This is a genomic window from Pseudoalteromonas luteoviolacea DSM 6061, from assembly GCF_001625655.1.
Taxonomy (GTDB): domain Bacteria; phylum Pseudomonadota; class Gammaproteobacteria; order Enterobacterales; family Alteromonadaceae; genus Pseudoalteromonas; species Pseudoalteromonas luteoviolacea.
The window spans coordinates 1-1,873 of the sequence record NZ_AUYB01000164.1; the positions used below are offsets into that span (position 1 = coordinate 1).

Sequence of the window (1,873 nt, forward strand, 5' to 3'; positions counted from 1 at the left end):
AAATGTAATTGGTCGCACATTTACATTAGCAGAAGCTGAGAAGTGCCTTATTTCTATCTTGTTTTTAGATGTGGTGCACTTGCATGTTGAATTCGGGAATTGGTACAAGAGCCACATGAAGAGCAAAAAAACACTTCAGGTGCACCTTGGTAGTAATTGATGTCAGCATCTGCTGCAAATATTGCATAGTTTGTCACAATTATAGATCCGGATGTTGTGTAAAGAAGTCGATCGCTGCATCCATTAATACAGTAGAAGAGATTAAAATGACCAGTGCCACCACCTAGTGGCGCTGGCACAAATTGCGATAGTTGCTGGACATGCGTAATCACATCTACTGCTAAAATGCGCCCGAAGCGCTGGCCAACGTGAATAGTAAAACACCAAAGAACTCAAGGTGGCTGTCCATTTAATTTTTATTATTCATGTTGAATTCAGCAGGCTCAATAATTTTCTTTGTAGCGACTATACGAATTAATCCATCCATCTTCTGTATAGATTTCGCCAGACAAGCCATCACTTACCTCCGCTATATTTTCTTTCTTGCTATCTTCATCCTCCCCGACCATCAAGCAAATTTCTTGTTCATGTTGCTCAAGCATCCACAGAAGGTTGTGCAATACATCATCTATAGAACTTACAACTAAACTGCGAATATCCTTAAGCTGTTGCTCAGAGAAACTTTGAAGTTTAGAATTTTTTTCAAGTGCTTCTGTTGATTTCATTTTTCCTAAAGCAATCATTTCGTACTTTTCTATAGCTTCATCTCTAACTTCCACAATTAAAGCTTTCCCTAATTTTGCTAGTAGCTCTTCTTTAGTCATAATTGTTAACCTATTTGTACCATGGAATATTACTCGGTGTTTTAACGCCACTTTTCCGAAGTGCATCAAGTGACTGTGCCGCTAGTGAACGAGCCATTTCTCGGGAAGCGCCGCCAGCTTGCAGAGCTTCGACAGCTATTCTTGTATGAGCTCGCATATTATTAGGCGCTCCACTAACTGATAACTCTTTAAAAGCTTGTCTTTGATAACGAGTCATAGCAACATGATCTAGCCCGTTATCTTTCATAAATTGCTGGCTTATTGAAAATCCATTTTTTGGGTCATATGCTAAATTCTCTTTAAATGCAGCTTTGGCATGAACGTGGTGCCCTTTAACTTTACTGTATAACCCTGTCCCCTTTGCAGTGGCAAACCTTATCGTCTGAGTGGCTGCTCGTTGTACTCCACCAACCACTATCATTCCATATTTTTCAACACCTGGACTATCCAAAAAAGCCTGAATATCAGCAAGGTCATCTGGAGATGCATCCAAAAAGTAGAATCGACTAGTATTTCCATAAATAATACCAAGTGTCACATTACTTATAATATATTTTGGTAAACCTTTATAGTAACTACCGTGTATCGGTTCAATTGACCCAGAAGGTTTCGGAGTATGGTTGTTTCCTCCACCCGAAGCAATACTCTGCGGGCTACCCATATCCATTTGCTCATTAGTCTGCTTACTCATCCATGACTTAATCATATTCATGTTCAAATTGGCATACGTAGTGAACGTGGCTTTGGACATAGCCGCATCACCCATTTGAGTCGCAATGGCGCCCATATTTCCAAAGTTGTCGTTACCTCCATGATGCACCGAGGCATTCTCACAAATTGAATCCAGCTTCGATGCAGTACAGCCGGTATACCCCGTCGGATCCGTCCCCGCGAGTGGGTTATTCATAATATACGAATAGGGGTTAATGCTTTGAGAGTTCTTGGGACTCTGAATCACCGGATCAACCGACATAAACCGACCAAGGTTATAATCGTACACCCGACCGTTCATATGGATTAGTTCTAGCTCATCTAAATGCTCATGAGAT

General features: G+C 40.8%; 2 protein-coding genes. Both read right to left on the reverse strand.

Annotated elements, in window-relative coordinates; translation table 11 throughout:
* Positions 1-443 precede the first annotated feature (443 nt).
* A complete protein-coding gene (locus tag N475_RS24995; RefSeq protein ID WP_063366149.1) occupies positions 444-824 on the reverse strand; it encodes a hypothetical protein in 381 nt (126 codons plus the stop codon).
* A gap of 10 nt (positions 825-834) precedes the next feature.
* Positions 835-1,873: RHS repeat domain-containing protein (locus tag N475_RS26145; RefSeq protein WP_282955590.1), on the reverse strand; the 1,039-nt coding region annotated here is incomplete at its 5' end.

Coding starts and splice junctions, on each gene's coding strand:
- N475_RS24995 (WP_063366149.1), bottom strand. CDS start 824: ATGACTAAAGAAGAGCTACTAGCAAAATTAGGGAAAGCTTTAATTGTG.